The 25863-nt window shown below is 70.8% G+C and carries 21 protein-coding genes and 2 pseudogenes; 5 read left to right on the top strand and 18 right to left on the bottom strand.

All coding sequences use genetic code 11. The annotated features are described in order from the left end of the window. The first annotated feature begins 150 nt into the window (after window positions 1-150). Entirely contained in the window at window positions 151-639 is a 489-nt protein-coding gene (locus A5673_RS07735) for a nuclear transport factor 2 family protein (RefSeq protein ID WP_068229394.1), read from the top strand. A gap of 96 nt (window positions 640-735) precedes the next feature. Here A5673_RS07735 and kasB read toward each other — a convergent pair whose 3' ends face one another. The 3 genes from kasB to A5673_RS07720 form a co-directional block, all read right to left on the bottom strand. Continuing rightward, window positions 736-1995: a 3-oxoacyl-ACP synthase KasB gene (gene kasB, locus A5673_RS07730; RefSeq protein WP_068229392.1), complete on the bottom strand. Its 1260-nt coding sequence runs from the start codon at window positions 1993-1995 to the stop codon at window positions 736-738. 94 nt (window positions 1996-2089) lie between these two features. Next, complete coding sequence (locus A5673_RS07725; protein ID WP_068229391.1) at window positions 2090-2743, bottom strand: L,D-transpeptidase; 654 nt, start codon at window positions 2741-2743, stop codon at window positions 2090-2092. A gap of 45 nt (window positions 2744-2788) precedes the next feature. Continuing rightward, window positions 2789-3469 carry a phosphatase PAP2 family protein gene (locus A5673_RS07720; RefSeq protein ID WP_068229388.1) on the bottom strand — a complete coding sequence of 227 codons (681 nt, stop codon included), beginning with the start codon at window positions 3467-3469 and terminating at the stop codon, window positions 2789-2791. Between the two features lie 36 nt (window positions 3470-3505). Between A5673_RS07720 and A5673_RS07715 the strand changes: the two genes are divergently transcribed. The 3 genes from A5673_RS07715 to A5673_RS07705 are packed head-to-tail and all read left to right on the top strand — an operon-like array spanning window position 3506 to window position 6117. Next, a complete protein-coding gene (locus tag A5673_RS07715) occupies window positions 3506-3988 on the top strand; it encodes a hypothetical protein (protein WP_068229385.1) in 483 nt (160 codons plus the stop codon). Between the two features lie 28 nt (window positions 3989-4016). After that, entirely contained in the window at window positions 4017-4682 is a 666-nt protein-coding gene (bluB, locus tag A5673_RS07710) for a 5,6-dimethylbenzimidazole synthase (protein WP_068229383.1), read from the top strand. A gap of 52 nt (window positions 4683-4734) precedes the next feature. Next, the gene (locus tag A5673_RS07705; protein ID WP_068229381.1) at window positions 4735-6117 is read left to right on the top strand and encodes a sulfatase; all 1383 of its coding nucleotides are present in this window, start codon (window positions 4735-4737) and stop codon (window positions 6115-6117) included. 2 nt (window positions 6118-6119) lie between these two features. Here the strand turns inward: A5673_RS07705 and A5673_RS07700 are convergent, their stop codons facing one another. Continuing rightward, entirely contained in the window at window positions 6120-6908 is a 789-nt protein-coding gene (locus tag A5673_RS07700) for a trans-aconitate 2-methyltransferase (RefSeq protein WP_068229380.1), read from the bottom strand. 102 nt (window positions 6909-7010) lie between these two features. On the opposite strand from A5673_RS07700, the gene A5673_RS28990 reads away from it, so the two are divergent. Beyond that, complete coding sequence (locus tag A5673_RS28990) at window positions 7011-8204, top strand: S9 family peptidase (protein WP_068229397.1); 1194 nt, start codon at window positions 7011-7013, stop codon at window positions 8202-8204. Here A5673_RS28990 and eccE read toward each other — a convergent pair. From eccE to A5673_RS29475, 14 genes and pseudogenes are all read right to left on the bottom strand, one after another. Next, a pseudogene (eccE, locus tag A5673_RS07690) lies at window positions 8197-9186 on the bottom strand (type VII secretion protein EccE); the annotation flags it as partial. The gene A5673_RS28990 and the pseudogene eccE overlap by 8 nt on opposite strands. Beyond that, window positions 9183-10586 carry a type VII secretion-associated serine protease mycosin gene (gene mycP, locus A5673_RS07685; protein WP_068229379.1) on the bottom strand — a complete coding sequence of 468 codons (1404 nt, stop codon included), beginning with the start codon at window positions 10584-10586 and terminating at the stop codon, window positions 9183-9185. The pseudogene eccE and the gene mycP, both read right to left, overlap by 4 nt. Beyond that, complete coding sequence (gene eccD, locus A5673_RS07680) at window positions 10583-12013, bottom strand: type VII secretion integral membrane protein EccD (protein ID WP_156747996.1); 1431 nt, start codon at window positions 12011-12013, stop codon at window positions 10583-10585. The genes mycP and eccD overlap by 4 nt, the downstream gene beginning before the upstream one ends. A gap of 45 nt (window positions 12014-12058) precedes the next feature. Beyond that, complete coding sequence (locus tag A5673_RS07675; RefSeq protein WP_068229373.1) at window positions 12059-12940, bottom strand: ESX secretion-associated protein EspG; 882 nt, start codon at window positions 12938-12940, stop codon at window positions 12059-12061. 10 nt (window positions 12941-12950) lie between these two features. Then, window positions 12951-13241, bottom strand: coding sequence for a WXG100 family type VII secretion target (locus A5673_RS07670; RefSeq protein WP_068229370.1), 291 nt, complete (start codon window positions 13239-13241; stop codon window positions 12951-12953). Window positions 13242-13270: 29 nt separating this feature from the next. Beyond that, window positions 13271-13564 carry a WXG100 family type VII secretion target gene (locus A5673_RS07665; protein ID WP_068229367.1) on the bottom strand — a complete coding sequence of 98 codons (294 nt, stop codon included), beginning with the start codon at window positions 13562-13564 and terminating at the stop codon, window positions 13271-13273. Between the two features lie 51 nt (window positions 13565-13615). Beyond that, complete coding sequence (locus tag A5673_RS07660) at window positions 13616-15100, bottom strand: PPE family protein (protein WP_068229364.1); 1485 nt, start codon at window positions 15098-15100, stop codon at window positions 13616-13618. A 2-nt stretch (window positions 15101-15102) separates the two neighbouring features. Next, on the bottom strand, window positions 15103-15411 hold the full coding sequence (locus tag A5673_RS07655) for a PE family protein (RefSeq protein ID WP_068229362.1): 309 nt from the start codon (window positions 15409-15411) through the stop codon (window positions 15103-15105). Between the two features lie 2 nt (window positions 15412-15413). Next, window positions 15414-19382 (bottom strand): type VII secretion protein EccCa, encoded by a 3969-nt coding sequence (gene eccCa / locus A5673_RS07650; RefSeq protein WP_068229360.1) that lies wholly within the window; start codon window positions 19380-19382, stop codon window positions 15414-15416. Next, complete coding sequence (eccB, locus tag A5673_RS07645; protein ID WP_068229358.1) at window positions 19379-20995, bottom strand: type VII secretion protein EccB; 1617 nt, start codon at window positions 20993-20995, stop codon at window positions 19379-19381. The genes eccCa and eccB overlap by 4 nt, the downstream gene beginning before the upstream one ends. Continuing rightward, a complete protein-coding gene (gene eccA / locus A5673_RS07640; protein ID WP_068229356.1) occupies window positions 20992-22845 on the bottom strand; it encodes a type VII secretion AAA-ATPase EccA in 1854 nt (617 codons plus the stop codon). The genes eccB and eccA overlap by 4 nt, the downstream gene beginning before the upstream one ends. 253 nt (window positions 22846-23098) lie before the next feature. Beyond that, window positions 23099-24571 carry a PPE domain-containing protein gene (locus tag A5673_RS07635; RefSeq protein ID WP_068229353.1) on the bottom strand — a complete coding sequence of 491 codons (1473 nt, stop codon included), beginning with the start codon at window positions 24569-24571 and terminating at the stop codon, window positions 23099-23101. Window positions 24572-24675: 104 nt separating this feature from the next. Further along, window positions 24676-25581, bottom strand: coding sequence for a class I SAM-dependent methyltransferase (locus tag A5673_RS07630; protein ID WP_068229352.1), 906 nt, complete (start codon window positions 25579-25581; stop codon window positions 24676-24678). A gap of 10 nt (window positions 25582-25591) precedes the next feature. Next, window positions 25592-25863, bottom strand: a pseudogene (locus A5673_RS29475) (hypothetical protein); the annotation flags it as partial.

Here is a 25863-nt window from a genome sequence, read left to right as displayed (position 1 = left end):
GACCTCGGAAACGGATATCCACTCGGCACGGCAACCTCCCAAATCACGGATGTTGCACTGACCGTATGAATCCACGCCGATCCGGGTCGCAGCCATTTATATCTCGGCACAGGCCCGGGCTCTCCTACTGACCGCAGGCCTCCTTTCGCCATGTGCTGCAATGACCGGATGACCCCTCAAGAGTTAGCCGACATCGAAGCCATCAAACAGGTGAAATACCGCTACCTACGCGCGCTGGACACCAAGCACTGGGACGACTTCACCGACACGCTGGCCGAGGACATCAAGGCCGACTACGGCCCGTCGATCGGCAACGAGCTGCACTTCACCAACCGCGCCGACCTGGTGGAGTACATGCGCACCTCGCTGCCCGCGAACGTCATCACCGAGCACCGGGTGACCCACCCGGACATCACGGTGACCGGCGACACCGCGACGGGCAACTGGTATCTGCAGGACCGGGTCATCGTCGCCGACCTGAACTTCATGCTGATCGGCGCGGCCTTCTACCGCGACTCCTACCGGCGCACCGACGCCGGCTGGAAGATCAGCGGAACCGGCTACGACAGGACCTACGACGCGACAATGTCGTTGGCAGGCATGGACTTCAAGGTCAAGCCCGGCCGCGCTTTGGCGTAGGCGTCGGCGCAGTACGCCCTTCACCGAGCGTGCAGCCAGCGCGAAAAAATCACGAAAAAGTCGCCGTGGCTTCACCTTCGGCGAACCCGGCCAGGACTAGTACTTGCCGAACACCATGGCGACGTTGTGGCCGCCGAACCCGAACGAGTTGTTGATCGCGTACTTGTATTCACCCGGGCGCGGCTTGCCCGCCACCACGTCCAAATCGATCTCCGGATCGAGGTTTTCCAGGTTCAGCGTGGGCGGAACCACCTGGTCGCGCAACGCGAGCACGGTCAGGATCGACTCGACCGCGCCGACCGCGCCCACGGAGTGACCCAGCGCGGCCTTGGGCGCGTACACCGCCGCGTTGCCGCCGTGCGGTCCCAGCGCGTTGTTGATGGCCTTGCCCTCGGCCAAATCGCCCACCGACGTGCCGGTGGCGTGGGCGTTGACGTGGTCGATGTCGGCCGGCGTCACACCCGCCAGCTGGATCGCCCTCGACATCGCGTGCCCGGCGCGTTCCCCGTTGGGGTCCGGGGCGACCATGTGGTAGCCGTCGGAGGTGATGCTGGCCCCCATCAGCCGCGCCAGGATCGGGGCGCCGCGGGCCTTGGCGTGCTCCTCGGTCTCGATCACCATCAGCGCGCCGGCCTCACCGAAGACGAAGCCGGTCCGGTCCCGGTCGAAGGGGCGGCAGGCGCCCACCGGGTCGTCGTTCTTGGTCGACATCACGATGCGCATCTGCGCGAACGCCGCGATCGCCACCGCCTCGATCTTGACCTCGACCCCGCCGCAAATGGCGATGTCGGCCTCGCCGAACACGATGTTGCGCCATGCCTGGGCGATGCCCTCCGAACCCGACGCACACGCCGAAACCGGGGTGATCACCCCGGCTTTGGCGTGCCGTTCCAGGCCCACCGCCGCGGCGGCGCTGTTGGGCATGTACTTCTGCACCGCGAGCGGGGAGACGGCCTTGAGCCCGCGGGCGCGCATGTCGTCGTAGCTGAAGACGATCTGCTCGGCCGAGCCCAGGCCGGTGCCGATGGACACCATCAACCGGTCGGGGTCGGGCTCGGGCGAGCCGGCGTTCTCCCACGCCCGGCGGCTCAGTTGGCTGGCCATCCGTGGCAGGTAGCCCATCCGGTGGCGCTCGGCCCGCGTCAATCCCTCGTCGAACTCCTCCAGCAGGTGTCCACCGATGCGCACCGGCAGGTCATAGTGTTCGACGAACGAGTCATCGAGGGTTCGGATGCCGCTCTGGCGGTCCAGCAACAGCTTCCAGGTGTTCTCGGCGTCGGTCGCCAGCGCGGTCGTCATGGCGACGCCGGTGACGACGACATTCGGCAGCGTTTTCCCGGTAACCAGCTCTGTCATCGCGCGGCGCCTTCCGTGTTCGAGTAACTCCACGCAAGCGTCGCCCACGTCACCGAATCATGCAAACACCGCAGGCCCAGGCGGGCCGGCCGGGCTATTTCGTAATGGCGATCACCGCGCCGGGCCGCAGCCAGCGGATGATCGACACCAGCGTCGGATCGTCGATCGCCACGCAGCCCTCGGTGGGGGCGCCGTCGGTGGTGTGAAAGAAGAAGGCCGAACCGCCGCCCGGGACCTTGTTCTTGTTGACGCCCATGACCACCGCGTGTTTGTACTGCGGGATCTGGAGGTTCTCGCTGGCCGCGGTGCTGAACGGGCACTGCGCCTTCTGGCAGACCTGCATGCTGTTGAAGGTGGGGCTGTGGTCGTCGCCGCTCCACCAGTGGTTGGGCCCGACCTGCGTATAGGGCAGTCCCCCACCGGGATTCGGCGCGGTGCCGAAGGCGGAGTCGAGCGTGTACACGCCCATCGGCGTGGCCGGAACCCCGCTGCGGGCCTGCGGCGCCATGCCCGCGGAGCCGACGTGGGTGGGAATGCCGGTCACCAGCGCCTGCCACCCGGCGGCGGTGCGCTGGTAGATGTCCATCGTCGCGTTGGAGCCGCCGGTGCTGACGACGGAGACCACCTGCGTGGCATTGCCGACGGAGTTCGCGAACCAGGGCGCGGCCGCGTTACCCGCGGGTGCCGCCAGGAGCGACGCGGCGAGCAGGCACGCCCCGGCGCACAGCGAAGCGAGCAGTCGGCGCATGGATCCAATGGTCGGGCGGCGCGAACCTGCTGGTCAAGTAAAGTTTTAGACCCGGTTGCGTAACTGCGTCGTGATCACCGGCGCGGGGTCGGCCAGCGCCCTGGGAAAGGGCCGAAACATCGCAAGGCAGAACAGGAAGTAGAGGTAGCCCAGCGCCCACCCCGCCAGCACATCGGTCGGGTAGTGCACGTTCAACGCCACCCGGGCGATCCCGACCAGCAGCAGGCAGAGCGCCGTCACCGCGATCGCGACGCGGCCCAGCGCGCGGCTGAGCACCGGCAGCAGGAACGCCAGCAGGGCGAGCAACGCGGACGTCGCCTCCAGCGCGTGCCCCGAGGGAAACGACCAGGAGGGCACCGCCACCAACATCGTCGGCGGTCGCGGGCGGTCCACCAGGCCCTTGGCGGCCCACGTCACCAGCCCGTTCAGCTCCGCACAGGCGAACAACACCAGCGCCGCCCGCACGTCGCGCCGCACCAGCGCGGCCACCGTCGCGGCCATGCCCAGCAGCCGCAGCGGCACCGGCCCCAGCGCGACGGACACCCCGTCCCAGAGGCTCACCCACGCCGGGTGTTTGACGCCGATGCCGTGGGCGGGGTTCAGCAACGACCAGTCGAGGCGCTGCGGCCAACCCCAATGCCGGCAGTAGCCCACGCACAGGACCGCGTACACGAGCGCGGCGGCCAGGGCGACGCCCACGGCCCAGCCGGTGCGGGGGCGGGTCATGAGTCAACGGATACCAGGCCGGTCATACTGGCGTTTATGGCGGTCTTCGTCCGCAGGTTGTTCGGCATCGGCAAGCTACCCGCCGGCCTGCACGCGCAGGTCGAGGCGGAGGGCCTCATCTACCTGGCCGACTACGTCGCGGTGACCCGGCGCTTCCGCGGCACCATCCCCGGCGTGCGGTTGCCGCACAGCGTCGCCAGTTACGTCGGCTCGCTGGTCTTCACCTCGGAGCGGGTGCTGGCGACGCTGTCGATGCTGCCCAAGTTGGCCGGCCCCACCGTCGACGCGCGCTGGGACGCGCCGCGAACGGGCGCGGCCAAGGTCGAGATCTCGTCGACCGGTGTGCAGGTCGGCGTCGACGTCGCCGAGGTGGACCCCAAATTCAGCGGGGAGCTGTCGCTGCACTACAAGGCGGCGATCCCGGACGACGTGCTCGCCGCGCTGCCGCGGCGGTCGCTGGCCTTCGACATGCCGCCCGACTACGTCTTCCGCGCGGTGGGCGTCACCTATTCGCCGTGATCGTCACGGCGCCGACCGCTTTCCTACGATGACTGGTGTGACCGATGCGGCCTTCAGCCCCGAGGAGCGGCGGGCCGTCTATCGGGTGATCTCCGAACGGCGCGACATGCGCCGGTTCTCGCCCGGCGGCGTGGTGGCCGAGGACGTGCTGGCGCGGTTGTTGGCCGCCGCGCACGCCGCGCCCAGCGTCGGCCTGATGCAGCCCTGGCGCTTCATCCGGATCACCGACGACTCGCTGCGCCGACGCATTCACGCGCTCGTCGACGAGGAACGTCCGCTCACGGCCGCGGCGCTGGGCGAGCGGGCCGAGGAATTCTTGGCGCTCAAGGTCGAGGGCATCCTCGAGTGCGCCGAACTGTTCGTGGTGGCGCTGCGCGACAACCGCGACGGGCACGTATTCGGGCGGCGGACGCTGCCGCAGATGGATCTGGCGTCGGTGTCGTGCGCCATCCAGAACCTGTGGCTCGCGGCGCGCTCCGAAGGCCTTGGCATGGGCTGGGTTTCCCTGTTCGACCCGCAACGGTTGGCGGCGTTGCTGGCGATGCCCGCCGACGCCGAGCCGGTGGCCATCCTGTGCCTGGGCCCGGTGCCCGAGTTTCCCGACCGGCCGGCCCTGGAGCTCGACGGCTGGGCCCTCGGCCGGCCGCTGCCGGAGTTCGTCTCCGAGAACGAGTGGGGATCGCGCCGAGCGTAACGCCCGCGGGCCACGGACGACCTGCTGTATCGTCGCCGGTCGAGGTGACGGAATGACGGCTCAACACGCCAAAGAGAATCTGCTGCTCGTGCACTGGCACGACCTGGGTCGATATCTCGGCGCCTACGGCCACCCCGACGTGGCCAGCCCGCAGCTGGACCGCCTCGCCGCCGAGGGCATCCTGTTCACCAGTGCCCATGCCACCGCGCCGCTGTGCTCGCCGTCGCGCGGGTCGCTGTTCACCGGGCGCTACCCGCAGAGCAACGGGTTGGTCGGCCTGGCGCACCACGGCTGGGAGTATCGCAGCGGCGTGCGCACGCTGCCCCAGATGTTGTCCGAGTCGGGTTACTACTCAGCCCTTTTCGGGATGCAACACGAGACGTCCTATCCCAAGCGGCTGGGCTTCGACGAGTTCGACGTGTCCAACTCCTACTGCGACTACGTGGTGGACCGAACGGAGGAATGGCTGCGCGACAGCGCCGAAAACCTTGGGGGCCAGCCATTTCTGTTGACCGCGGGCTTCTTCGAGACGCACCGGCCCTACCCGCGCGACCGCTACGAGCCGGCCGACGCCGCCCAGGTCGATCCCCCCGACTACCTGCCCGACACCGCCGACGTTCGTGGCGACCTCGCCGACTTCTACGGGGCGATCGCCGCGGCCGACGCCGCCGTGGGCCGGCTGCTGGACGCGCTGGCCGAAACGGGCCTCGACGCCAACACCTGGGTGGTGTTCTTCACCGATCACGGGCCGGCGTTTCCGCGCGCGAAATCCACGCTGTACGACGCCGGGACCGGCATCGGCATGATCGTCCGCCCGCCCACCAAACGCGCGGTGGCGCCGCAGGTTTACGACGAGCTGTTCAGCGGCGTCGATCTGGTGCCGACGCTGCTCGGGCTCCTGGGCGTGCACGTGCCGGCCGACGTGGAAGGGGTCTCACACGCCGACGCGCTGCTGGCGCCGGGCCCGCGCGCCCAACCGGTCCGGCAGCAGGTGTACACCATGAAGACCTACCACGACTCGTTCGACCCCATTCGCGCGATCCGCACCAAGGACTACAGCTACATCGAGAACTACGCGGCCCGCCCGCTGCTCGATTTGCCGTTGGATATCCAGGAAAGCCCGTCGGGTCAGGCGGTCGCACCGTTCATTGCGGGCCCGCGCCCCGAGCGTGAACTCTACGACCTGCGCACCGATCCCGGCGAAACCGCCAATCTGCTGACGGGCGCGCAGGGCGACGACGCGGGCGTGGAAGCGATCGCCGCCGATCTTGCTGTGCGCCTGCATGATTGGCGCCAGCGCACCGGTGACGTCATCCCGTCGGAGTTTGCCGGCCACCGCATCGCCCTGCGTTACACCGAAACGTATCTGGAGATTCACCGCACCAAGCCGAGCAGCCGCTCGGCGATCGCGATCGACCGCGGCGTCGAGGAATAGACCTATCCGGCGGCGGTGCGCTGGGCGCCGCCGACCTCGGCGACGATGAAAACCCGCCGGAACGGGAAAATCGTCGTGCCGTCGGCGCGGGGCGGATACGCGTCGTCCAGCAGCGGGATGAGCTCGCGGCGAAACTGGTCCCAGGACTCGTCGTCGAGCCGATCGCGCACCGGCACCAACGCCGTGCCGGTGATCCACTCCAGCACCGGATTCTCACCGGTCAGCTGATGCAGGTAGGTGCTCTCCCAGACGTCGATCTTGCATCCGGCGTCCAGCAGCAGATTGGCGTAGTTCATCGGCGGCTGGACCACCGCTCCCACTCGAAACGGTATGTCGCGCATGAGTTTCGCGTACGGCTCGCGGCGGGCCAAGGTCCGCACCGTGGCGTGCGACGGGGTTTCGAAGTTGCCGGGCATCTGCACGCCGATCCACGAGCCGGGCGCCAGCTCGCCGGCCCACCGCACCAGCAGATCGGCGTGCTCGGGCACCCAATGCAGTGCGGCGTTGCAGACCACCACGTCGGTGTCGGGCTTGGGCTTCCAGTCGCGCAAGTCGCCGATGACCGCGTCGATGCCGCGCTCCTTGGCGGCGGCGACCATCTCCGGCGAGCTGTCCACCGCCTCGATCACCGCCTCCGGCCAGCGCCGGGCCAGGTACTTGGTCAGGTGGCCCGGGCCGCAGCCCAGATCGACGACCCGACGCGCCTGCTTGGCACCCACTCGCGACACCAGGTCATAGAACGGGCGGCTGCGATGGTCAGCAAAGGCCAGGTAGACGTCGGGATCCCACATGTCGGTCCTCCTGATCAACACCAGCACGGGTCGGGCTGATAGGTAAACCGTATTACCGGATGCGGCCCCGGCGCCGACCGAGTGGGCGATAGCATCGCGTTTGTGACACCGCCCGACCCGGATCCGGTCAATCCCCCGGTTCCCGTTCCGGATGTTCCGGGCGCCGACGTGCCCGCCGGCGCCGCCGGATTGCCGCCACGCTCCGCGCTGTCGCCCCGTCAGCGAATGATCGTCGAGGCCGCGGCCATCTCCGACCTGGCGCTGCGCACAGCGGTCGCGTCGGTGCTGACCACCACCGTCACGCCGGCCGTGCTGGCCACGTCGGTGCGCTCGGGCAGCGAACGCGACGCCCTGCGCTTCTATGCCGAGCTCGGCGCCGAAGGCGACCCGGCGAGGTCGTTTCCGGCGCCCACCGAGGCGCCCACCGTGTCGTCGCGTCCGGCCAATCGGCTCGCCGAGTGGATCGCCCACGGCACCGTCGACAACATCTCGTTTCCCAGCAGCTTTCGGGCGATCAATCCCGCGATGCGCACGCGCTGGAGTGCGTTGTCCGCCAACAACGTCGTGCACGCGCAGCACTGGCGGCATGGCGACGGCCCGCACCCCACGCTGTGCGTCATCCACGGCTTCATGGGGTCGTCGTATTTGGCCAACGGGCGGTTCTTCACGCTGCCGTGGTATTACCGGTCGGGCTACGACGTGCTGATGTACACGCTGCCGTTCCACGGCCCGCGGGCCGAAAAGTTTTCGCCGTTCAGCGGTTTCGGGTATTTCGCGGGCGGGCTGTGCGGTTTCGCCGAGGCGATGGCCCAGGCCGTGCACGACTTCCGGTCCATCATCGACTACCTGCGCCACACCGGCGTCGAGCGCATCGCGCTGACCGGCATCTCGCTGGGCGGCTACACCTCCGCGCTGGTGGCTTCGGTCGACGATCGGCTCGATGCCGTCATCCCCAACTGCCCGGTCGTGACGCCGTCAACGATGTTCGACGAATGGTTCCCGGCCAACAAGCTGATGGGGCTAGGGCTGCGGATGTCCAAGATCAGCCGTGCGGAACTCACCGCCGGGTTGTCCTATCACTCGCCGCTGAACTACCCGCCGCTGATCGCGAAGGACCGCCGGATGATCATCACCGGCCTGGGTGATCGGATGGCCCCGCCGGGACAGGCCGTCACGCTGTGGGAGCACTGGAATCGCTGTGCGCTGCACTGGTTTCCGGGCAGCCATGTGCTGCACGTGAGCCAGCTGGACTATCTGCGCCGGATGACCCGGTTTCTGCGCGGGGTGATGTTCTAGCGGTTTGCGCCGGCGTCGCCCGGTGAGCACCGCGCACCGGGGTCGGCCAGGCCAGTCCGGCCAGGAGCCCGGCGGGCTCGTCGGCGTGTCGGTCGAGGCGTTGCGCCGACGACAGATCCAACGCCGCCAGGGCGGGCCGGTGATTACCGCGCTGCGGGATCAGCCCGGCCAGCGGCGCCGCGCCCGCGGGGGGCGAATCGGTCAAGAACGCACAGGCGGCGGCGACGGTGCGGTGGGTCCGGTCGCCGGCGATCTCCAGCGCCGTGCACGTCTCGCGCGCCGGGTGCGAGCGGATCGCGTCCAGCGTTTCCGCCAGCCCGTCGTCGACGCGAACACGATAGGCCGCAATGTAATCCGACTCCCCGCGCTGCACACCCCGCCACGTCTCGCGGGCGTTGGGTGCCAGCAGCCGCGGGACGTCGTCCGGTGCGACGGTGCCGACGTCCCAGCCGATCTCACGGAGGTGGTCGGCCAACCGGCGCGCGGCAACCTGGGCGGCCTCGGTCAACGGGATGCGCGACGATCGCGCCTGCAGCGCCGCCAGGTTGTCGACCGCCGACACCGTGAGCCCGATCCAGGTCTGGCGTCTCGAGGCATCGGACGTGTTGTCGCGACTGGTGATTCGGATCTTGTCTGCGCGCATGCCGTACCGGTCCAGGTAGTCGGCGATGAGCGGCAGCGGGAGCACGCCCGGGTCGCCGAGCGGCGGCCCCAGTCGCAGCAGGGCGGTGGCGCTGGTCGCCCAGCCCGATTCGGGCACGAAGCCGCGGGCGCGCCGCGCCATCGCCAGGCGCCTGCGCAGGATCGTGGTGAGGTGCAACCCGCCCCACCAACCGAACAGCACGATCACCACGGCGGCCGCGATGCCGAGGACCCAGTGGTCGCGGGGGGATCGCCAGGGATACGCCATCGCCGCGGGCACCACGGCCAACAGCGCCAGCGTGATTCGGCCGGCTCCTGGAGCGGGTATCGAGCGGCTCACGGGGTGGTCTCCTTCTTTCTCACGATCGCGACGATGGCGGCGACGGCCGCGACGACGCCGGCCAGCGCGGCGGTTCCGGCGAACGCGACGGTCCGCGGGGTGGGGTCCTCGGGCGCGGGTCTCGGCGGCACGGCGACCGGTCTGGTCGCCGCCGCGCCGGAGGGATTGCCGGCGGGCAGCTCCCACGTCAGCGCCGCCACGGGATCCACCGCGCCGGCGCCGACGACATTGGAGGGCGCCCGGGCACCGTTGTGGGCGGTCGCGCTGATGCGGTGCACCACCTGCGTCGCGGTCAGTTGGGGGTACTTGCTGCGCACCAGCGCCGCCACGCCCGACACGTAGCCGGCCGCATAACTGGTGCCGCTCAACGGGATCAGCTGTTGGTGGTCATCCGGTAGGCCATTGGCAAGACCGCCGAGGCCGCCGCCGTCGCGGTTGCTGACCGACACGATGTTTTCGCCGGGCGCCGCGATCCCCACCCACGGCCCGGCCATGGTGAATTTCGACGGCTCCGCGTCCGGTGTGAGGGAGGCCGCCGACAGCACGTAGGGCTGCCACCACGACGGGATGGAGACCGACGTGACACCCGCCCAGTTGCGCGGGTCGCCGGGGCGGCCGAGGTCGGTGAGCGGGTTCGAGTCGCACGACGTTCCGCCGGCGACCGATCCGGTGGGTCCGTTGTTACCGGCGGCGGCCACGATCACCGCGTCCTTGTCAACCGCCGCGTAGCGGATCGCCGCGCCCAGCGCGGCCTGGTCGACCGTCCGGTCGGCGGGCAGGCAGGTGATCGCGGAGATGTTGATCACCCGGGCACCGAGGTCGGCGGCGTGCACGATCGCCCGCGCCAGCGTCGCCACGTCCTGGGATGCCCTGGCCAGCAACGGATCACCGCCCGGCGTGCGCGGTGAGAATTTCGCGGACGTCATCCTGATCGAGAGCACCCGCGCGGCGGGCGCCACTCCCGAGAACCCGTCGTCACCGGCCTGCCCGGCGATGATGCCCGCCACCAAGGTGCCGTGGCCGTCGCAGTCGGTCAGGCCGTCGGTGGTCTCGACGAAATCCCCGCCGGGATCGACGTTGGGCAGCCGCGGGCCGGGGCGCACGCCGGTGTCGAGGACCGCCACCAGTTGGCCCTCGCCACGGGAAAAGCGCCATGCGGCAGGAAGATTCAGCATCGACTGGCTGGGTGTCGCCACGGCCGGATCGCTGCCCGGGATGACGCCGGAGGCGCTGCAGGGACCGCGCTGCTCCATCGGCTGCCCGGGCCCCGGGGCTCCGCTCGGCGGTGGCACGCCGGGGTCCACCCTCGGCGCCTCGATGGCGAACGCCGACGGAGCGGTCCACATCATGGCCGCCAAAGCGGCCGTGACGCAGGCCAATCCGGCTTGGGGCCGCATCATCGATTGAGCACCCAGGCAAACAGACCGACCAGGTAGGCCATCACGGGGATCAGCGAGGCGTCCAGGCCCGCCGCGACGAAGCCCACCAGCCGCCGCAGCGGCAGCGAGTAGCTCTCCGGCGCGGCGATGCGCGGATTCAGCGCCACCACCACCCACACCAGCGCCAGCGCGACGAGCACCAGCGCCGCGCCGAGGGCGCCGGCGTACCGTCCCGTCGCGGCATAGAGCACCAACAGGACACCGGCGACCAGGTACGGCTGGGCCAGCAGCCAGGCCTTGCAGGCGGCCGAGTCCCACACGCGGGCGCGCAGCACCGACGCCGCGGCGGTCGCGCCGACCACGTACCAGCCGAAGCCGCCCAACGACTCCGGGCGCAGCGCGATCGCCACCGAGCCCAGCGCGCTCAGCAACACCGCGGCGGCGATGAACCCGCTTTGATGCGCGTCGCCGATCCGCACCCGCCGCGGCAGGTCCTCCAGCACGCGCAACGACGGCGCGGACGGGGTGGGATCGCCGGGCGCGGGAATGACGGGCAGCGGGAAGCGCGCCCACAGCGCCGACAACGGAGCGGCCTCGACGGTGACCAGCAGCGCCGCCACGATGAGCCCGCAGCCGATCGTCAGTATCGGGAAACGCCAGAGCAATTCGGCGCCGGCGGCCAGCGACACCCCGGCACCGACGGTCGCTGTCGTGGTGAAGACGCCGACGACACGCTCGCGTTGCGGGCCCGGGACCATCAGGGCGATCAGCGACCACGCGGCGACGCCCGCCGCGGCCAGCATGAGCTGCGCCGCCCCGAACCCGCCGGGCACCGCCAACACCAGGGCGGCGCCGATGGGCACGAGGGCCGCGATCGACAGCGCCATCCCGGCGCGCGGGGCACGCGCGGTGATCAGCAGCCCGACCACCCCGGTCAGGGCCGCGATCACGGCGACCGCGACCAGCCCGGACAGCGCGCCCGTGGTAACCCGGTAGGTGACGCCGAGGCCGGTCACCAGGAAGGCCGCGCCGATCGCGGCGGCCAGCGCCGCGCGCTGGATATGCGCTGTGCCCCAGGGACGCAGCCGCGAGGTCGAGAAGATCATGGCGGCGTCGGCGATGTCCTCGACGATGCCCGGCGCGGCCGGCCCGGCGGGCACCGGCTGCAGCGCCAGCAGGTCGCCGTCGACGACCCCGACGGTGTCCAGGCTGGCGTCCAGGCTGAACGGCGCGCCGCCGATCGGTGCCAGACTGAGGTGAGTGGCCGCGAGACCATCCAGGGTGTCCTCGGTGTCACCGTTGGTGGCCGCGGGGGCCGCCAGACGCTGCACCGCCGGCAGGATTTCGCGCAGCGGCAGCTCGGCCGGCAGGGCCATCTCCGTCAGCCTGCTGTCCGCGAGGATGGCGACGCGCACGATCGGCATCACGGCGCCGGACGACACTGACATGGTTTTCTCTTCTCTATCTCGTTGCTGTAGATGAACGTTGGGCGGTTATGAACTCTGTGCGGAAAAGTCTCGGTACAGCCGCCGGCCGGCGAACCATTGGCCCTCGGGCAGCAGCGCGGTCAGCTGCTCGACCGCGATGGCGATGGCGAAGGGCGTGCCCGGCGCGAACGTGGAGACCCACTCGCCGTCGAAGGCACGCGACGGGCTGACCAGCACCCGGCCCGCTGCGGTGTCGACGATGCTCATCCCGACCTCGGTGGTGCAGTGCTGCCCGTCGCGGTGGGAGCCGGCGACGATCTCGACGTAGCTGCGCGCCCCGGAGAACACCGACTCCACCACCGGTCGCGCGGACGCCGGAATACCCAGATAATCAACGACTTCCGCCAACGAAGCGCCGGCCCGCAGCCGCTCGTCGGCGCGGGCCCCCACCCGCATCGGCATGCTGAACTCGTCGAAACGGGCCGGTGGCCGCTGCGCCAGCCCGACACCGAGGACGGGCACCAGCCCGCGGGCGTCGTCGATATCCATGGCGGTGAAGGTGACGAGCTGCGCGCTGCGCAATGCCACGACGGTGTTCGGCGCCCTACCGCTGCCACCGGTGCAGCGCTGCGCGACCACCCCGCGCAGCATGTCGCCGGCGCCGGTGGCCGCCGCGGGTCCCACGTAGCGCAGGTCGAGCCACCGGTCCGGGAAGCACACCGTTTTGATCCAGCCGGCGACCGCCGGGGTGACGAGCCCGTCCGGCGACACCAGACCCATCCGGGTCAGCTCGGCGCGCTGGCGCTCGAAGAACTCGGCGCGCTCCGCGGCGTCGCGGTAGGGCGTGGTGATCGCCAGGACCCATGGGAAGCTGCCCGCCCCAATGGTTTCCGCGATGAACCACGCGTGGTCAACCGTCAGCTCGACGGCATTTGGTGCAGCGCTCATCGGGCGGGGGTTAACCCCCCCACTTCGCGGCCTCGGCCTGGTCGCGGGCGAGCATCGCGGTGGTGTTGGCGTCGTGGGTCGCGGCCATCGACTGATAGGCCCGCACCAGGCTGTCCATCGCCTGGTTCCACTGCGCCTGCCACACCTGATACGTCATGCCGGTGTCACCTTGCCAGGCGTTGGACAGCGTGGCCTGCTCGCTGGCGATGTCCGAGCCGAGCGCCTGCAGCGTGCCGGCGTAGCCCGACATGTCCGCGGCGTGGCCCAGCATCGCGGGGTAGTTGTACATGATTTGCGACATCGCAAGTCCTTTCGCGGTTAGGGGTCTGATCAGAACGCGGTGTAGCCGGAAGCGGCCGCGGCGTCGGCGGCCACGTAGGTGCCGGCGGCGTCGCCGAGGTTGGCCTGGGCGATGTCCAGCAGGGTGTTGATCCGAGCCGCGGCCTCGACGAAGCGGGCGTGCGCGGCCTGAAACGCCGCCGAGGCCTCCCCCTGGTGGAAAGCCTGCGCCGACACCGCTTCCTGCTCGGCCTGGCTGATCGTGCTGCGCATCAGCGCCGCCTTGGCGGAAAACGCCGACTGCGCGGCCACCAACTGTGGAATATGAGCGTCCAACATACTCATGGTGATTGGTTTCCTTTCGCTCTCTTCGGATTTCGGTTGCTGACTGCCACGTTAGGCGTCGTCGTCTCCCCCTCTCCCCGGCTCGCGATCCCACGTGCCCGGCACCATCGGCACCCGCGGGCCGCCGCCGAACTCGTCGCCGGCGAGCTTGGTCAACCCTGCCGCGCCCACGGCGGTGTCTTTGTGTGTGGTCCCCGCGAAGCCCAGGCTCCCGGCCCCGTTTCCGGAAGCCACCGCCGACACCAACTCCTCGGCGTCGTAGTCGGGCGGAACGCCGATGTCGGAATCCATGTCCAGGAATTCGTCGCCGTATTCGCGCATCGCCGCTCGCCGGCGCCGCCGCGCCCGTGCCTCGGCCCGGCCGGGCGCCACCGCAGCCGCCGCCGGTATGGTCGCCGCCGGCGCCTTGGCGCCGTCGCGGCCACCCACCGTCGGGCCGGACTCGGTTCCGGGGCCACCGCCGAAACCCACCATGTACGCGAAGGTTCCGGCGGTTGTCGCCGGGGCCGGCGCGGCGGTCGCGCCGGCGCCCGCGGTGCCCACCGACGCCGGCGCCGCCGCGGGAGCCGCGGCCGTCGGGGCGACACCGGCGACCGGCCACACCGCGGAAACGGGTGCGGCGGTCGCGGCGATGCCCCCCGCCACGGGCGCCGCCAGCGCGGGCGCCGCGGCCGCGAGCGCCAGCGCCGGTTGCAGGGTCACCGGGAGGATGAGCCCGAGGAAAGGACTCAGCAGCAGCGACGGGTACGTGATCGACGCGCCGACCCAGGAGAAAGCCTGGTAGGCGAGCGCGAACAACAGCGGGCCGTAAAGCACCAGCGCCTCGGACGGATTCGTCATGAACGCCTGGATGATCTTCACCGAGTTCCCGACGGGATCCTGGAAGAACGTGCCGAGCTCCTGGAACATGTTGCCGTAGAAATTGGTGTACTGGGACAGCAGGTCGGACGGATTGAGCGAGGCGCCCGACTGGGCGGCCGGGCTGGCCGCGCCGTTCTGATTCACGATGGACGGAGCGGGCGTGGTGCGCGGCGCCGAGGCCAGCGCCGCGCCGGAGGCCGCCTGATAGGCGCCCATCGTGGTGGCCGCCTGCACCCACATGCGCACGTAGTCGGCCTCGTTCAGCGCGATCGGAATGGTGTTGATGCCAAAGAAATTCGTGGCCACCAGGACGCCGTGGATGATGTGATTGGCGGCCAACTCGGCCAGGCTCGGCATCGCGGCCAGCGCGCCGGTGTACGCGGTGGCGGCGACCTCGTGCTGGACGGCCACACCGGCGCTGTCGGCGCTGGCCTGTTGCAGCCACGCCAGGTATGGCAGGTGAGCCGCCGCGTATCGCTCGGCGCTCGGGCCCTGCCACGCCCCCGCCTGCACCGCCCCCAAAATCCCGCTGAGTTCGGCCGCCGCCGAAGCGTATTCGGCGCTGAGCGAGGACCAGGAACCCGCGGCCGCCAGCAGCGACCCCGGCCCCGGACCCGCGCTCAGCAACGCCGAGTGCACCTCCGGCGGCGACGCCATCCAGACGGGGGCCGTCATTGTCAGCCGGCCCCCATCCCATAGGTCGCGGCCGCGGCCGTGTCACCGGCGAGGTAGCTGGCGCCGGACTCGCCCACGCCGACGCCGGCGCGGCCCAACTCCTCGACGCCCTGGGCGGCGACGGCGGCGTGCTCCTGGCCCTGGGCGCTGAACCCCGCGGCCGTCTGCAGCGACACGGGATCCGCCGCCGGCGGCACCACCGCGGTAATCGCCGGCGCCGCCGCAGCGTGCGCGGCCGCCAGCCGCGCCGTCAGCGCCTCGACGGCCGCGCTGGTCGCGGCCAGCCCCTCGGGAACCACTCGCAACGTCATGACTAACTCCCCTTCTGTTGCGTCTCACCGGACATCACGGCCTCCCCGGCCAGCGGGTTGACCAACTGCACGTAGGTCGGAATGTCGCTGTCGCTCAGCAGGATTGCCCGGCCGGCGGGCATCCGGCCGAACCGCTGGCCGCGGATCTTGCCGCTGTCCTGCGGATTGCCCGACAGCATCAACGTGGTCGCCTGCAGGTCGTTGAAGCGGCGCAGCAGCGGGCTGGTCATCAACGCGTGGGCCGACCCGGTGGCCCGCGCAGTGACGATCACCCGCAGGCCCAGATCGCCGGCCTGCGCCAGCTGCGCGATCAGCGGGGTCCACGGCCGCTGCCCGACGTACGGACCGCTCATCGCCGGCGAATCCGGGATCTGGTCGACGTCGTCGATGATCAGGTAGTGGGTGTGGCCCTGGTAGCGCCAGCCGGACAGCTCCGCCGGCGACAGGCCCGCCGGCGGGCGCCGGGACTCGATCAGGTTGGCCAGCCCCAGCATCGCCGGGGTGACCCGGTCGATGTTGGCCGTGTACTCGTTGTCGGGAAACAGCGGCTCGTCAACGAGGTGTAGGCGCCGGTCCAGCACGGTGAACGCCACGCGGTCGGCGGTGGAGTGCTCGCGGACGGTGCGGATGATGTGGCGCAGCAGGGTGGTTTTCCCGGACCTGCTGTCGCCGAACACCATCAGCAGTGGGTTCGCGGCGAAGTCGACGGCGACTGGCGCGAGGTCCTCTTCGCGCTGACCGATGACCACCGACTCCGTGCCGCGATAGAGCGGCCCCAGCGCGTCGGGTGCGAGATCGGTGGGCAGCAGGCGCACCGGCGGCGCGGAGACGCCGGGGTAGCGGGCGTTGATCGCGGCGACCTGCTCGAGCTCGGGAAGCGCGAACAGGAAGTGCTCGGCGGCCATGGTCAATCCGCGGCCCGGCTGGTCGTGCGGAACGCTGTCGGCGGGGCGGCGCAGCGCGCCGACCACCCGAACGTTGCTGTCCCGCGCGTCGTGCAGCTTGAGCTCGAGCCGCAGCCCGAGGCCGTCGCGCATGGCCAGCGGCACCTCCAGCCAGCTGGGGGTGGTGATGACCACGTGGATGCCGTAGGCCTGGCCGATGTTGACCAGCTCGGTCACCTTGGCCAGCAAGGGATTACGGGTGTTGAACTGGTCGGTGTTGTCGCGGCCGAACGCGTAGAGGTTGTCGATGACCAGGAACACCTCACCGTAGCCGTCGTCGGGGGCGGATCCGTGCCGTTCCCGGAAGGCCTCGCGCTGCTGCCGGGACAGCAGCAGCTGCTCCAGCTCGCCGAAGGTGCGGCGGATGCGTTCGGGTTCCAGCGCCGAGGCGACGCTGCCGACGTGCGCCAGGCCCTCCAGCGCCCGCAGCTGCCCGCCGCCGTAGTCCAGGCAGTAGAACGTGACCTCGCGCGGCGAGTGCAGGCTGGCCGCCGACATGATGAACGTCTGCAGCGCAGTCGATTTGCCGGACTTGGGGCCGCCGTGAATCACCATGTTGCCGGCCGCCGACGAGGCGTCGAACACCAGCGCGTCGCGGCGCATCTCGAAGGGCTTGTCGATCTCGCCGAGCGGCCAGCGCCACTGTCCCTGCGCCACGCCGGCGCGCGCCAGCACCGCGGTCAGCGGGATCGGCTCGTCCAGCGGCGGCAGCCACAGCTGTGGCGCCCGCGGCCCGTAGCCCGCCAGCTGCTCGCCGATGGTCGCGATCAGCTTGCGCGGCGGCCCGGCGACATCCTCGTCCTCGCCGGTGGATATCACGGTGCCGTGATCGGGCTCCACCATCCCGGCCGTGAACAGCTTGGGCTCCGGGTTCGAGTGCACCACAAGGGCTTTCGCCGCCTGCGGCGGCTCGTAGATGCCGTCGACGTAGGTGCTGCGGAATTTGATCGGGGTCGCGCCGGGCGCGGGCACCAAAAAGCCCACTCCCTTGTGTTCCTTGCCGGATTCGATGTGGTACGCGTCCTCCACGCCGATGATCTGGCGGGACACGCTGGGGCTGGCCACCTTCAGACCGATGCGGTACGAGGTGTTCTTGTCGATGTCCTTGATCTTGCCGACGTCCAGGGTCTGGGACGCGAACAGGATGTGGATGCGGAACGAGCGCCCCTTGCGGGCCACGTAGTCGAACAGCTCGGCGTATTCCGGATGGTCGGCCAGCATCAGGGTGAATTCGTCGGCGACCACGAACAGCGTGGGTATCGGCGGCAGTTCGTGCCCGGCCGCGACCGCGTTCTCGTACTCCGTCACGGAGTTGAACGCGCTGCCCTGCACCCGGCGGCCGGCCTCCCGCAGCAGCGTCTCGCGGCGGGCCACCTCGCCGCGCAGCGTGTCGGCGAAGCGGTCGGCCAGCGACTTCTTCTCGGCCATGTTCGAGATCACCGCGACCACCTGCGGGAAGTTCCGGAAGCTGTCGGCGCCCGCCTCGCCCTTGAAGTCGGCGTAGATGACGATCAGCCGGTCCGCCGAATGGGTGGTCAACAGCGACAACAGGATCGACATCAGGGTCTGCGACTTCCCGGACCCCGTCATGCCGATCATCAGGCCGTGCGGGCCCATCCCGCCCTCGGCCTCGTCCTTGAGGTCGAACATCAGCGGCTCGCCGGTCGCGGTGACGCCGATCGGAACCCGCAACTCGTCGTCGCGGCGGCGCGGCGCCCACAGCGTCGGCACGTCCAGCCGCGACGCGTCGCCGATGCCCAGCAGCGTGCCGAACGTCGCGCCGCGGGTGGCCGCGGAGCGCAGGCCGGCGTGCGTCGGGTTGGAGTCCCACCGCGACAGCCGGCGGGCCAGGTGCGCGGCGTCCTCCGCGCTCAGGCGATCCGCGCTGTCGACGTAGGGCTGCCAGCCGCCGGTCTGCCAGCGTTCGATGGCGCCGGCCGTCAGGCGCAGGATCGGCCTCTCCGGGTCCGAATACTGCTCCCGGTGCGGGGGTATGGCGGAACAGTGCACGACGGTGACCCCCGCCCGGCCCACCGCCAGCGCCGAGGCGTTCAGGTCGTAGTCGGGGTCGTCGACGACGATCAGTAAGTGCCGCAACGCATCCGCGGGTGCACCGCTGAACGCGGGGCGGTCGACGAGCGCCGGCCCCAGCATCGCGACCAGCTCGTCGGCGTCCGTCGACAGATACCGGGCCGGGCCCACCCCGTCGAGCTCGCCCGGGATGTCGGCGTGCGGCAGCCACTTCAGCCAGGACCAGTCCGGGCTCTCCAGGTCCCGGGCCGCCAGCGCCACGCCGAGCACCGTGGGGTCGTGCCATGTCACGGCCTGAGCGACCCAGGCGCGCAATGCCCCCCGCACCTCGTCTTCGGCGCCGAGCACCGTGATCCGGGAGACCTTGGTCAGGTCGATCCCGGTCGGCACGTCGCGGACCGTGCGCTGGGTGTCCAGCAGGCTGCGTAATGCGCTGTGCGACACCGGTTCCAGGTCGACCTCGTCGGCGGTGTCGTTGACCCGCAGCGCGGTGGCCAGCGGCGCCTGGTGGCGGCCGGCCCGCAACACGAGGAAGTCGGGATCGTGCGGGTCGCGCTCCCACTGGCGCCGCGAGCCGGGCACCGCCGCGAGCGCCGCCGGGTCGGGGTGCGACCACTGGGCCGCCGCGCGCTGCTGGGCGGCGGCGGTGCGGACGTTGTCCCGCACCACCGACAGGTAGCGCAAGTAGTCGGCGCGTTCGGCGTCGACCTCCTCGGTGCGGGTCTTGTTGTCGTTGCCGCGGTACAGCGCGGTCGCCGCGAGCAGCAACACGAACGGGAAGAACAGCGTCTGCGGGGAGATGACCCGCATGCCGGTGGCCACCAGCGCCACCACCATGCCGACGATCAGGATGACCAGCACATAGGGCATGGCCCGCCGCAGAAACGACGGGGGAACCACCCGGGGCAGCTCCGGCGGTGCCTCGATGGTGATGGTGCCCTTGCGGTTCGCCGGCGGCGCAAGCCGGCGGCGGGCCTCGAAGATCAGTCGGCTCATCGTCCCTCTCCCTGCGCCGCAACCGGGCGACCCGGCTTGGCGTCGGGTGCCAGGCCGTCGTGGGCCAGCAGCGCGTCGGCGCGCGACAGCGTGGGCCCGGGCGCAAACAGCGACAGCACCGACCACGGGGCGGGCACCGCGGGGGCGTTCAGGCCAAGCGCCGCAACCGTTTTCCCGTGCCCGACGGCCCCGGGCCCGTTCTCGGCCTCGGTGTCGATGCCGTAGCGCACCCCGGTGTCGGATACCCAGAACAGCGAGCCGTCCGCCGGTGCCGCCGAACCGCCGCCCACCGTCTGCGTGAAGTACCCGGTCCCCGGCGCCAGGGCGACGCGGGTGGCGGTGCCCTGGGAGCCGGCGGCGACCAGGTCCACCGTCCGCACCGCATCCGGCACCGGCAACACCGACCCGGCGAGCAGGCTCAGCGAGCTCGTCGCCGCGCCGGCCGGCTTGCTCCAGTACGCGCACGCGACGGGGCTCTTCGAAGCGTCGATCAGGGCGAGCGGCTGATCGGGGTAACGGCCGGTGTCCAGCATCCGCGACACCGGCAGCCTCGCCACCTCGTCGGCGCCGAGCCGCGGCGGTTGGTCCAGCCCATAGGAATTGGAGTTGCGCAGTATCGCGGCGAGCACCGGCGAGATCGGCTGCAGCCCGTCGGGCAATACCGCGTAGTAATGCAGGGCGCCGGACGAGTTCTGCTCGAGACCGTACGAGACGACGACCGCGCCAACCGGTGCGGGCACCGAAAAGACCGCGGGACCACCGGCATTCGGAATCGACGGCGCCGTCAGAGGCGGTGACTCCGGTATCGCGTTGAACAATCCCTGGGCGACCGGCCGCGGCGCGGGCACGTCGGAATTGCCGACACCGAGGCCGAGCGCGGTGGTGACGGCGTGGTTGGCCAGGTCGATCTGGCTGCGTTTGCCGTCCCAGAGCAGCCAGGTGGTGGTGCCGTTGTCCACCAGGATCCCCTGGTTGGCGCGGATCGCCGTCGCCCGCGCGCCGGTGCCGTCGGGCGGCCCGGCGATCACCGTGACGCCGGTGCTGTGGGCTCCATGCGCAGCACCGCTCACGGCGTCGCACACGGTCCAGTCCGCGTCGTGCGAGGCGTTCTGCACCATGCGCTCCGGCGCGCCGGGGATACCGATCAGGTTGCCCCGCGGAAAGCGGTCCAGCTCAGCGCTTTTCACCGTGGTGGGGTTGACCGGCTTGCCGACGATCAGCCGGGCCGAGGTCAGGTTGAGCACCGGGTGCAGGTCCTCGCCGACCCGCACGTACAGCGCGGCGGTCGAGCGGTCGGCGAGCACCGCGTTGTTGCCCGCCGTCCCGCTGGGCCTAATCAGTGAGAACACGAAGCAGCCCGCCAGGCCGGTGATCAGGATGAGCGCGCCCATCAGCACCGCGCGCGACTGGGTGCGCAGCGGGTCGACCAGCATCCGGGTGTCGTGCAGCGCGATGCCCGAGGCGATGCGGCGCATCACGAAGCGCCAGCCGCTCACCTGATGACGCGTGACGAAACCGCGGCGGTATTCCACCTTGTCGGGGTTGTCGTTGACCGGGGTCCGCGAGGCGAACGAGCGCCGGTCCCCTTCGGGCTCATGGTTATTGCTCGTCATGCCGGCACCGACAGCCCGAGCCCGCGCAACAGCGGCTCCACCGACTTCTCGACGTCGCAGTCGGTGATCGTCATCAGCTCCTCGTCACTGAATTCCCCGGTTCCGGCGTGTTCCGAATGGTCGAGGCGGAATTCGCGTTCTTCCTCGGAGCGCTCGACAATGTTGCGGACGAACCGGCCGTTGCCCGCGATGTCGAGGTTGCGCCGGGAGATCCCGTTGGCGTCCGGCGTCGACTCGGTGGCCAACTTCGAGAACAGGGCCTCCATGTGGTCCAGCGCGGCGGGCTCGAAGACGCTGTCGCGCTGCTCGGCCATCTTGTGCGCGATCTCCACCAGCTCGCCCGGTGTGTAGGAGGGGAAGTCGATGTTGCGGGTGAATCGGGACCGCAGGCCCTCGTTGGTGTCGAGGAACTTGTCCAGATCCGCCCGGTAGCCGGCGATGATCACCACCAGCCGGTCGCGGTCGTTTTCCATGCGGGCCAGCAGGGTGTCGATGGCTACCAGCCCGAAGTCGTTCTTGGCGCCGGTGGCCACCAGGGCGTAGGCCTCGTCCAGGAACAGCACCCCGTCCAGCGCGCTGTCGATGATCGCGTTGGTCTTGGCCTCGGTCTCGCCGATGTGCTGGCCGATCAGGTCCGCGCGGTGCACCTCGCGGATGTTCTCCCGCTTCAAAAGCCCCAGACCGCAATAGATTTTGGCCACCACGCGGGCGATGGTCGTCTTACCGGTCCCGGGCGGACCGGCGAACACCAGATGGTGGGTGCGCTGCGCCACCGTCAGGCCGCGCTGCTTGCGCACCAGCTCCATGGCCACCGAGCTCTTCAGCCGCGACACCTGGTTTTTGACCTCGTCCAGACCGATGAACTCGGCGAGCTGGCGTTCGGCCTCGTGCAGCAGCGCGGCCTTGCGCTCGTGGGCCGCGGGGTCGACGAAGTCCTCGGCGGTGGGCTCGGTGCCGGGGTCCCAGGGGTCGGTGCGGGCGTCGATGCGGGCGCCGGTGGTCGTCACGATCCCAAAGCTGGTGTCGGACAACGCCTGTTCGACCTGTTCGTTGCCGGGGTGGGCCGCGTACAGCTCCTGCAGCACTTCGCTTGCGGAGTCCTCGTCGACGTGCGCGCGCAGTACCAGCCCTTTGGCCAGCGCGCCGTCCACCGCCGCGACCGCGACGGGACCCTCGGGCTCCTCGAGGTAGGACAGCGCAGGCGCGAACATGCCCAGCCGGGCCAGCGCGGTGCCCAGGGTCACCTTCGCGGCGTGGGAAAACGTCTCGTCGAGATCGGCGTCGTTGACGATCGGGGTCAGCAGCTTGACGACGTCCGACCAGCGCTCGGCGCGGTAGTTGACGACGACCGAGACCCAGCGGGCCTCGCGCCAGCCGGGCCGGCGGTCGAGGAGGCCGGCGACGATCTCGTGCGCTTCGGCGAACCGGCCGGTTGCGGCCAGCGCCGCGGCGTAGGCGAGGTGGAAGTCGTCGGGGGCGGCGGCGCGGAACTGCAAGTACAGGCCGGTGTCGTAGCGGAAGCCCAGGGCCCCGGGCGCCAGCTCCACCTGCCGCTGCAACCTGCCCGCCGTGGTCGCCGTGCGCGACACCGCCTCCAGGACGCGAAGCGAGGCGTCGCCGGCGGCGGCCAGTCCGATCCAGGCATCGCACTGGTCGTGCGCGATACGCGTCAGCGCGGTGAAACCGGAGCGCGCCGCGGCCAGGTCGGCGGGGCGCTGCCGGTCATAGACCGCGACGCCGAGCGCCCGGCAACAGGTGGCGAACCGGCTGATGACGTCGCCGTCCACCCGGCCGGCCGGGCGGGGATTGACGGGCCGAGCTGCGAGCACGCCGCTGTCACCACGTTCCACGGCCGCTTCTTCCCATCTATGTAGCCTCCCCTAACCTAACTCGCCTGAAGTTAGCATTACCTAAACTCAATGTCGAGGCGGCCCTTGCCCTCTTTCGCATAGCGGCTCAGCGTGCGCATTTGTACCGATTGTTCGGAGTCTATCGCCGACAACTGTCCGCACATTCGGTTTTTCGCCTCGGTACCAAGGGTTTGCCAGCGCCCTCTCTGACTCGGCCAACCGCAGCTTACTGAAAACCATTTTCATTAGCAACTCAGCGGTCCCAGGTGCCCGGCACCATCGGCAGCGCTGGGCCGCCGCCGAACTCGTCACCGGGAAGCGTGGCCAAACCCGCCGCCGCGGCGGCCTCACGGCCCTCCGTCCCGGCGAAGCCCAATGCCCCCGCGCCGCGGTCGGACGCGACCGGCTGCGACGCGTCCGGGGTCGGCTCGTCGTCCATGTCCCACTCGGGGTCGACGAATTCGTAGCGATAACCGCGGTGGTTGTCGCGCATTGCCGCCCGCCGGCGCCGGCGCGCCCGTTCCGCCTGGCGCGCCGATACCGCCGCCGCGGAAACCGCGGCGCTGTCGGGTTCCGGCGCCTTGCGGCGTGCGGTGCCGCTCATCCCGGAGCCGGACCCCATGGTCGGACCGCCCACCAGGTAGGGAAAGGCGCCCCCCGCCACGCCCGGCGGCGGGGGCGGCGCTGCGACCGCCACCGACACAGGTGCCGGCGCGGGGGCCGGCGCCGGGGCCGGGCTCGGGGCCGACGCGGTGGGGGCGACGCTCACCGCCGGCGTGCCGGCGGGCGCCGGCATGGCGGGCGCGTCGGACACGGGCGCGGCCGTCGCCGCGGGAGCCGCGGGCTGGATCCCGGCCAGCCCGCCCAGCCCCGCGAAACCCGCCGGAGAACCGGCGCCGAGCGGCGCGGTGAGCGCGAGCGGGATGACCGCCTGCAACTGGGGGAAGGTGTCGAGGACTTCCCCGACGTGGGTGAACTCGTCCGCAACCAGCAGGGGGACGTCGTTTTGCACCTGCGCCAGCGACTCGGCCGGGTTCTCGGGAAATTCCTCGAGGTCGCGGCCCAGCGTCTGGGTCACTTCGGTGAGCCGGTTGACCCACCAACTCCATTGCGTCGGATCGCCGCCGTCGTTGTCGATGATGTCGCCGCTGTCGCCCGTGTCCGTGCCGTCGCCGTTGTCGTCGGCGGCGTGCAGGATCTGCGGCGCGGGATCGGTCTGCGGCGCGGATGCGACCGCCGTGCCGGCGACGGTCTGGTAGGTCGCCATGGTGGTGGCGGCCTGGATCCACATCCGGACGTAGTCGGCCTCGTTCAGGGCGATGGGGATGGTGTTGATGCCGAAAAAGTTGGTCGCCAGTAGCACCGCGTGGATCGCGTGATTGGCGCCCAGCTCCAGCAGCGTCGGCATCGCGGCCAGCGCCGCGGTGTAGGCCGTCGCGGCGGTCTCGTGCCGCGCGGCCGCCGCGGCGCTGTTGGCGCTGGCCCGCGTCAGCCACGCCAGATACGGCGCGTGCGCGGCCACGTACTGCTCGGCGGTCGGCCCCTCCCACGCCCCGGCCTGGACCGCGGCCAGGATTCCGGTCAGTTCGTCGGCCACCGAGGCGTAGCCGGCGCTCAGCGAACTCCACGCCGCGGCGGCGGCCAGCAGGCCGCCCGCGCCGGGACCGCTGCTCAGCTGCGCCGAATGGACCTCCGGGGGCAGCGCCATCCACACCGGCGCGGTCATGGCAACGACTCCTTACCGAGCGGGCTGGATCTACACGGCCGCCTGGGCTGTTGGCGGCGTGAGCCCGCAGGTAGTAGTCGGTGGCGGGTGGGGAAAAGTTCCCGTCAGTCCTTGACGGCGCTCACCAGGGTGTTGCGGGCGACCATCGGCCCGGCCTCGGTGTCAGGGCCCGGCACCGGCCGGCCGGCCTGCCGCAGGTAATCGGCCAGCGGAGTGCCCTCGGCGGTCCAGCCGCGCTGGCCGAACCACTCGGTGGCCGGCGCGTGCCGCTCGTTGTAGACCAACCGAAAGAACAAGCGCTCGTCGCCCTCGGCGGCGGCCGCCCGCTCCTCCTCGACCGCGGCCTCGAACTCGTCCGGCTCGAGCGGTGCGCCGTCCTCGATCGCGACGTGACTGCCGCGCGCGGCCAGGCCGTCGAGGCCGGTGAACAGCTGCTCCTGGGCGGCGGCCGGCAGATAGATCAGCAAGCCCTCGGCGATCCACGCGGAGGGCCGTGCGGGATCAAAGCCGTTGTCGCGCAGCGCCTGCGGCCAGTCCTCGCGGAGGTCGACGGCGATCTCACGGCGCTCGGCGCGCGGTTGGGCGCCGTGGCCGGCGAGCACCTCGCGCTTGAAATCTAGGACCTGCGGACGGTCCAGCTCGAAAATCGTGGTTCCGGCCGGCCAGTCCAGCCGGTAGGCGCGTGAGTCCAGCCCGGCGGCCAGGATGACCACCTGCCGCACGCCCGCGTCGGCCGCCCGGCAGAAGTATTCGTCGAAGTACCGGGTGCGGGCGCCCTGAAAGTTGACGAAGTGCTCGCCGAAGTCGGCGGTCTTCAGCGGGTGGTCAGGTTCCTTGCCGTCGAGCACGTCGGCCGCGGGGCCGCCGACGGCGCGACAGAACAGCTCCGCGTACTCATCGACGGCCAGCGGCTCGGGCTTCTGCGCCTCCAGCGCCCGCGCGGTGGCCACGAACAGCGCGGTCGAGCCGACACTCGTTGTGATGTCCCAGGTATCACCTTCGCTACGCACCTAACCGACCCTACCCCGACTGGCGGTGGCGCCCCGCCGCGCCGGCGTCCCCCGGCTCCCAGGTGCCCGGCAGCATCGGCGCCCTTGGGCCGCCGCCGAATTCGTCACCGGCCAACACGGTCAGGCCGGCCGCCCCCGCGGCCGCACCCGTGGGCGCGGTGCCGGCGAAGCCCAGAGCGCCGCCGCCCTGGTCCGATGCCGTCGCGCCCCAGTCCGGGTCGACGTCGACGTTCATGTCCAGGAATTCGTCGCCGTGGTCGCGCTGCTGCGCGCGCCGGCGCC

This window comes from Mycobacterium sp. E3198 (assembly GCF_001667015.1).
Classification (GTDB): Bacteria; Actinomycetota; Actinomycetes; order Mycobacteriales; family Mycobacteriaceae; genus Mycobacterium.
This window is presented reverse-complemented; position numbering and strand designations above follow the sequence as displayed.

Coding starts and splice junctions, on each gene's coding strand:
- A5673_RS07700 (WP_068229380.1), bottom strand. CDS start 6,908: ATGTGGGATCCCGACGTCTACCTGGCCTTTGCTGACCATCGCAGCCGC.
- kasB (WP_068229392.1), bottom strand. CDS start 1,995: ATGACAGAGCTGGTTACCGGGAAAACGCTGCCGAATGTCGTCGTCACC.
- A5673_RS07655 (WP_068229362.1), bottom strand. CDS start 15,411: ATGACGTTGCGAGTGGTTCCCGAGGGGCTGGCCGCGACCAGCGCGGCC.
- A5673_RS07735 (WP_068229394.1), top strand. CDS start 151: ATGTGCTGCAATGACCGGATGACCCCTCAAGAGTTAGCCGACATCGAA.
- eccCa (WP_068229360.1), bottom strand. CDS start 19,382: ATGAGCCGACTGATCTTCGAGGCCCGCCGCCGGCTTGCGCCGCCGGCG.
- A5673_RS07660 (WP_068229364.1), bottom strand. CDS start 15,100: ATGACGGCCCCCGTCTGGATGGCGTCGCCGCCGGAGGTGCACTCGGCG.
- bluB (WP_068229383.1), top strand. CDS start 4,017: ATGACTGGTGTGACCGATGCGGCCTTCAGCCCCGAGGAGCGGCGGGCC.
- eccB (WP_068229358.1), bottom strand. CDS start 20,995: ATGACGAGCAATAACCATGAGCCCGAAGGGGACCGGCGCTCGTTCGCC.
- A5673_RS07670 (WP_068229370.1), bottom strand. CDS start 13,241: ATGTCGCAAATCATGTACAACTACCCCGCGATGCTGGGCCACGCCGCG.
- A5673_RS07705 (WP_068229381.1), top strand. CDS start 4,735: ATGACGGCTCAACACGCCAAAGAGAATCTGCTGCTCGTGCACTGGCAC.
- A5673_RS07675 (WP_068229373.1), bottom strand. CDS start 12,940: ATGAGCGCTGCACCAAATGCCGTCGAGCTGACGGTTGACCACGCGTGG.
- eccD (WP_156747996.1), bottom strand. CDS start 12,013: ATGTCAGTGTCGTCCGGCGCCGTGATGCCGATCGTGCGCGTCGCCATC.
- A5673_RS07665 (WP_068229367.1), bottom strand. CDS start 13,564: ATGAGTATGTTGGACGCTCATATTCCACAGTTGGTGGCCGCGCAGTCG.
- A5673_RS07715 (WP_068229385.1), top strand. CDS start 3,506: ATGGCGGTCTTCGTCCGCAGGTTGTTCGGCATCGGCAAGCTACCCGCC.
- A5673_RS07725 (WP_068229391.1), bottom strand. CDS start 2,743: ATGCGCCGACTGCTCGCTTCGCTGTGCGCCGGGGCGTGCCTGCTCGCC.
- A5673_RS07720 (WP_068229388.1), bottom strand. CDS start 3,469: ATGACCCGCCCCCGCACCGGCTGGGCCGTGGGCGTCGCCCTGGCCGCC.
- mycP (WP_068229379.1), bottom strand. CDS start 10,586: ATGATGCGGCCCCAAGCCGGATTGGCCTGCGTCACGGCCGCTTTGGCG.
- A5673_RS07635 (WP_068229353.1), bottom strand. CDS start 24,571: ATGACCGCGCCGGTGTGGATGGCGCTGCCCCCGGAGGTCCATTCGGCG.